At 44.9% G+C, this 6,694-nt stretch carries 4 protein-coding genes; 3 read left to right on the top strand and 1 reads right to left on the bottom strand.

Annotated elements, in window-relative coordinates:
• Positions 1-119: 119 nt before the first annotated feature.
• Positions 120-956 carry a PEP-CTERM sorting domain-containing protein gene (locus ACLFWI_RS24020; RefSeq protein ID WP_446415019.1) on the bottom strand — a complete coding sequence of 279 codons (837 nt, stop codon included), beginning with the start codon at positions 954-956 and terminating at the stop codon, positions 120-122.
• A gap of 755 nt (positions 957-1,711) precedes the next feature.
• Between ACLFWI_RS24020 and ACLFWI_RS24015 the strand changes: the two genes are divergently transcribed.
• The 3 genes from ACLFWI_RS24015 (at position 1,712) to ACLFWI_RS24005 (ending at position 6,619) form a co-directional block, all read left to right on the top strand.
• Entirely contained in the window at positions 1,712-2,329 is a 618-nt protein-coding gene (locus tag ACLFWI_RS24015; RefSeq protein WP_446415018.1) for a helix-turn-helix domain-containing protein, read from the top strand.
• Positions 2,330-2,343: 14 nt separating this feature from the next.
• The gene (locus ACLFWI_RS24010; protein ID WP_446415017.1) at positions 2,344-5,052 is read left to right on the top strand and encodes a peptidase domain-containing ABC transporter; all 2,709 of its coding nucleotides are present in this window, start codon (positions 2,344-2,346) and stop codon (positions 5,050-5,052) included.
• A gap of 73 nt (positions 5,053-5,125) precedes the next feature.
• A complete protein-coding gene (locus ACLFWI_RS24005; RefSeq protein WP_446415016.1) occupies positions 5,126-6,619 on the top strand; it encodes an HlyD family efflux transporter periplasmic adaptor subunit in 1,494 nt (497 codons plus the stop codon).
• The last annotated feature ends 75 nt before the right edge of the window (positions 6,620-6,694 follow it).

Raw genomic sequence — 6,694 nt, 5'->3', positions numbered from 1 at the left:
CCAAGCCCCTCTTGGTTCCCAAGCCCCTCTTGGTTCCCAAGCCCCTCTTGGTTCCCAAGCCCCTCTTGGTTCCTGTAGGGGCGGGTTTTACTATCATTTCTTACCTCACCCAAATGTTACTAAACCCGCCCTTTCAGCTTAAATCGATATCCTAAGCAAAAAAGAGCCAATACAAGTAACCCCAGTAGACTAGAGGATTCAGGTACAGCTTGAACTTGGGCTTGATTGGTTTTGGCTTCAACTAAGATTAACTTCGTTAAACTATCAAACGTCTTTGAATAGGAACCATCAATCACCGCTTCAGCTAGTTCCTCTTGTCCCCCAAAGTTATTGTCTAAAGCGGTATCACTGGGATTTAATGTGAAATTCTCAGAAAACTGATAATCTAAAGCATCAGACTCTCCAAGAGTATCCAAAATACCAGATAGCCCGAATGAATCTAACAGCACCCAATTCGCTGGATTAGTACTGTCGTACAATTCCAAAGAAATCATTCCCTCAGCCGTGGCATATTCTCCAGGCAGATTATCAATTGAGGTTTCCAGGTTTAAAAACCCCATAAAATCGAAGTCAAATGTATCCCCTGCCTCGATGATAAAATCATAACCAATAATGGCGGCAAAACTTTCTGCCAAACCAACGTACCGTCTGCCATCACCTTCAGTTTGACTCCAGGAGTAATTATTGGCTTCTGTTGTACCGAACGGATTAGCTGTAAAATTGGCTTCAGCTTCGGCGTCTGCTGTCACGTTCCCATTAGTAGCGATCGCAGTAACTTGAGTATCAGTCAGTGTAGAAATGTCGGTAGGGGCGTGGCTAAAATTGTCAAGATTGACTTTTGCCTCAGACGAGGCGAAAGTGGCGGCGATCGCGGGCGAAGTAGTAATGGCTAAACCTGTTACTAAAGGAGTAACGAATGTAAATAAACCTTGAGCTAGTAGATGCTTCTGTAGCATATATGCCTCGCTAAGTAATAATGAATTAACAAAGACTTAAACGATACAACCCCCTTAAAAAGGAAGTAGTATATCCAATTTGCGTTAAACTTATTGCCATATTTAAGTAGGTTGGTGAAAATAAACTCAACTAGGTTAAAAACCCTGACAAAGGACATAAGACGTAGCTTGCTTCTGGATGAAAGCGAGTTCTCCACCGTTAACTTTTATTGTGTTCACCTACTTATAGCAATTTGCTTCAACAAGTTTGCTTGACAAAAAAAGCAAAATCAACCCAGGAAAATATCGATTTCTTTCAGTTCTACCTATTGATTAATTTTATTTTATAATAAAATACTCAATAAACCATAAAGATACTGTAAAAAACATGACATTTATTTTAAAGGCTTTGTAAACCTTTGATCCCGGCTTTATCCAGTTGAGCGATCGCTACCCTATGCCAATTTTACCCGTCCTGTGTCTGGGTAGTGAATTCCTGCATCCTTGGGCGTGGAATGCCGTTTTTTCCGGTATCGCCTTTGTTCTGTTCCCATTCATGGGTGTTTAGGCGATGAGAACCTGAGATTCTCACTTTATATATAAAGCAAAACCCTTGCTGTAAAGGCAGTTAGTGACAAAACCCAGAACTGTACATTTTGGGTCTTGACAGAGAACCGCCCTCTGATATATATGTATTTCTAGACAAAATTATACTTTGTGAATAAAGGGATAATCCTTGTGATAAATCCCTACCCATCCCCAATGCAACGATAGAGATGTCAAGCCACCAATCTCCACCCAACCCAGGTCAACGCCGCACTCTGCGTAAATCGGGCGGTGAATACCTCACTCCCTTTCAGCGCAAACGGCTGCAAAAAAATCTGCAAGAGGATTTACCGCCAAAATATCGCCAGCGCCTGCAAATCATGCTGTTAGCCGACGAGGGGAAAACCCAAGCCCAAATTTGTCAGGCGTTGAACTGTTCCCCCATCACCGCCCGACATTGGATGCTGATAGCCCGTAGCGGTGAGGCGCATAATTGGCAATCCCATCCGATTGGACGTCCTAAAGCCGTGAATGACGAGTATCTGCAACGCTTACAAGAATTAGTCAGCCAGAGTCCCCGCGATATTGGCTATTCCTTTCGCAACTGGACCGCCCAAAAGTTAAGCCAACACCTAGCTACAGAATTTGGCATAGAAGTTAGCGATCGCCATATTAATCGATTATTGAAAAAAATGGGACTCTCGACTCGCCCCAAACCCCCTCAACCCGACATTCCCACCCATCCAGAGGAGGATTCAGACAAACGGATTGTGATTAGCAACCTCCCCCCCAGCCATACCCCTGAAACCCAGGATGTCTGGCAATTCAATCCGATTAAAATGAGTTGAGGTGCAAACCCATTATGGTACAAACTCCACCCCGAATTTCCCGTCAACACCTTAGTGATTGTCTCGGACATGATTTTAGTGAATCGCAATTCACTAATTGTCTGAAACAGATTGAAATCCTTGAACCCAAACTCGGTCAATTTTGGCAATCGGATCAATCTGAAGCCGGAATTTACCTGATTATTACGGGCAAAGTTAGACTCATTGACGCCAACGGTGAACTGATTACTACGCTGAAACCTGGAGACACCTTTGGCGAAGTCACCTTTTTTCCCGATGAACCCTTTCAACCCTACTCCGCCCGGGCATCCCGTCATCTCCAATTATCCTATATTCCCCCAACCCTCCTCTTTTCCCTCGTCCAAAACCATCCTCATATTCGTGACCATCTTTATCATCGGGCAAAGGTGAAGAATTCCCAGTTTAGTTCAGGGAATAATTTAACTTTACCCCCAGTTATCCCAGAGGAGGCGAATACCCCCGAAGAATTAACAAACGCCCAGCAAACCATCAGTAAAGCCTACTTTCCCAATCCTACCCAGACAGTCGGTCATCTCTGGCAGCGGATCACGCGCCGCTATCCCTTTTATGCCCAACAAAGTGCCTCAGATTGTGGTGCCGCTTGCTTAGTTATGGTGGGTCGGTATTGGGGGAAAAAATTAAGTGTGAATCGCCTCAGAGATATCGCCAATGTTAACCGCAATGGTGCATCTCTACGGGGACTATCCGCCGCCGCTGAAAGTATTGGCTTTTCCACGCGACCTGTAAAAGCCAGTTTAGACCAACTCGCCCAACAACCCCTGCCGACAATTGTCCACTGGGACGGAAATCATTATATCGTTGTCTATGAAATTACGGCAAATCAGGTGATTGTCGCCGACCCAGCCATTGGTCAACGTTGTCTTACTCCTGAGGAATTTAACGCCAGTTGGACAAGTTATTCTCTCCTCTTACAACCCACCGCCTTATTACAGGAAACTGAGGAGGCGACGACTCCTTTCTGGCAATTCTTTGAATTAGTTAAACCCCACGGATTTGTCCTCCTGGAAGTCTTCATTGCTTCCCTACTAATCCAAATCTTCGGATTAATTACGCCCCTATTCACCCAACTCCTATTAGACCGAGTGGTTGTCCAAGGAAGCAACCTCACCTTAACCGCTGTTGGCTTAGGGATGCTAATTTTTGGTCTGTTCCGCGTCGCTATGACTGGCTTGCGGCAATACTTATTAGACCATACCGCGAATAAAGTTAACTTAGCCCTAATTGTCGGCTTTATTCGCCATACGTTCCGCCTCCCTCTTTCCTTCTTCGAGTCCCGTTATGTGGGGGATATTATGTCACGGGTGCAAGAAAACCAGAAAATCCAGCGTTTTCTCACCGGGGAAGCCCTCTCCATTTTACTCGACTTACTCACGGTCTTTGTTTATGTGGGGTTAATGTTCTGGTATAGCTGGAAAATGGCGCTATTGGCATTAGTGATTGTCCCGCCCTTTGTGCTACTTGCCCTAATTGCCACTCCATTCCTACGCCGCATTTCCAGAGAAATCTTTAATGCTTTTGCAGTGGAAAATAGTTATCTAATTGAATCCCTTACCGGGGTTCGCACCGTCAAATCCATGGCGGTAGAACAAACCGTGCGTTGGCGCTGGGAAGAACATCTGCTGCAATCGGTGAAAAAGATGTTTTCTGGGCAAATTATTAGCAACCGCCTGCAAATTTTTAGCTCAACTATAGAAACCGTGGTGACGACAGGACTACTCTGGTTTGGCGCCTGGTTAGTGATTCAAAACGAACTAACAATTGGACAATTAGTGGCATTTAATATGTTGATTGGCAACGTAATTACGCCCTTTGAACGATTAACCGTACTCTGGAATCAGTTACAGGAAGTGATTATTGCGGTTGAGCGAATTAATGATGTCATTGATACCGAACCGGAAGAAAATTTACAGGCATCAGTGCGGCAAAGTTTACCGGAGTTAAAGGGAGAAATTAAGTTTGATCAGGTGACGTTCCGGTATCACCCCGAAAGTGATATTAATGTCCTAGAAAACTTGAGTTTTACGGTAAATCCTGGTCAAACCGTCGCCCTAGTTGGACGCAGTGGTTCGGGAAAAACCACGATATCCAAGTTAATTTTAGGACTTTATCCGGCTACGGATGGCAAGGTGTTAATTGATGGGCAGGATATCACCAGTTTATCCCTCCAATCCCTGCGCCAACAAATCGGCGTTGTAGACCAAGATACCTTCTTATTTGGTAGCACGATCCGGGAGAATATTAGCATTGGTCATCCCTCAGCTACCCTAGACGAAATTATCACCGCCGCCCAACAAGCTGGGGCGGATGAGTTTATCAAAAAGCTACCCATGGGTTATGAAAATCAGATAGGAGAAGGGGGCGGAATGTTATCAGGAGGACAGAGACAACGACTCGCGATCGCGCGGGCGTTATTAGGCAATCCCCGCTTACTTATTTTAGATGAAGCCACGTCTCATTTAGATGCTGAATCTGAACGAATTATTCAGACCAATTTCAACACAATTCTCCAAGGACGAACCACGTTAATTATTGCCCACCGCCTGTCTACAGTTCGCAAAGCGGATTTAATTTTAGTGTTGGATAAAGGGGTTTTAGTCGAAAGTGGCACTCATCAGCAATTAATGGCAAAACGCGGTCATTATTATTACCTGAATCAGCAACAAATGGATCGGACAGAATAATTGTCATTTGTCATTTGTCATTTGTCATACTCGCACAAGCGAGAAGCAAGCTACGTCATTTACCAGACGCGCCATGGCACGTCTCTACATTATGAACTCCAATCATACTCCAACCCCTCTCTTGACCTCTGCGCCCCCCTCTGACTGGTCTTATGCTACAAAAGAACTGCTGGATACCTTACCCCAAGTTTGGACAAGGGGACTGTTATATTTCTTAATTTTGTTTGCCGCGATCGCACTTCCTTGGGCAATGTTAACTGAAGTCGAAGAAACGGGAAGTGCTAGAGGGCGATTAGAACCCAAAGAACCCACCGTAAAACTGGAATCCTCTGTCGGTGGTACGATTATTAACCTCGCCGTTGCTGAAGGAAACCGCGTCAAAACTGGACAAACCTTACTCACCCTCGAATCTGATATTGTGCGTTCCGAAATTGAGCAACTTCGCAGTCAATTAGACGGTCAAAAAAATCGCCTAAATCAGTTAGCTGTCCTCAAAAATCAGTTAGACATTGCCCTCCATACCCAGCAGCGGCAAAACCAATCCCAAGAACTAGAAAAACAGTCTCAAATTGAACAAGCCAGACAAAACTTTAACGCCCTGGGGAGTACCTACACCCTAGAAAAAGCCGAAAAACTGGCGCAAGTCAACCAGGCAAAACAAGCCATTTCCTCCAGTCAAGCCGCCTACAATCAAGCCCAAGTTAATTTAATCGAGGCAAAAGATAAAGTTCAACGATACCGTAAAGCCTTTGAAGCCGGAGCCATTTCCACAGACCGCTTTACTGAATCACAAAACCTGGTCAAAGTCAACACAGAACGCTTAGTTCAAGCCGAATCCGACATCTCCCAAGCCCGGTTACGGCTCAAAGAACAACAAGGCAGTTATGAACGAATTCTCCATCAAACCCAAGCCGAAATTGAGCAGGCAAAACTACGTTTACAGGAGCAACAAAAAAGCTATAATACCCTAGTTCATTCCGGCAAACTAGCGGTTCTGAGAATACAGGAACAGCTCAAGAACCTGGAAACTCAGATTACCACACTCCAAGCTGAAATCAAGCAAAGTGAAAGCCAAATTGCCGCCAAAGAAATTGAACTCCAGCAGCGAGTCTTCAAAGCACCCGAAAGCGGCACCGTCTTTGGTTTACCAGATAAAGGAGTCGGGGCGGTGGTACAACCGGGAGAATTAATTGCCGAGATTGCGCCCCAGGGTTCCACCCTAATTCTCAAAGCCCAAATGCCCACGGCTGAAAGTGGCGCATTACAGGAAGGAATGGAAGTGAAGCTCAAATTTGATGCCTATCCCTTCCAGGATTATGGTGTGGTAGAGGGCAAACTAATTCGCAAATCGCCCACCTCTAAAGTCACCGAAACCGCCCAGGGACAAGTAACCAATTTTGAGTTAGAAATTGAGCTAAATCAGACCTGTATTCCCACTAAAAGTCAATGTTTAGATTTGAAACCAGGGGATACAGCCACCGCTGAAGTAATCGTGCGGCGGCGTAAGATTATCGACTTTATTCTTGACCCATTTAAGAAGTTACAAAAAGGAGGATTAGAACTTTGATGTTCGTTCGTAGTAGGCACTTTAGTGCCATAAAACCTAAGTTCGTAGTAGGCACTTTAGTGCCATAAAACCTAA

The organism is Coleofasciculus sp., assembly GCF_046539235.1.
GTDB lineage: Bacteria > Cyanobacteriota > Cyanobacteriia > Cyanobacteriales > Coleofasciculaceae > Coleofasciculus.
This window is presented reverse-complemented; position numbering and strand designations above follow the sequence as displayed.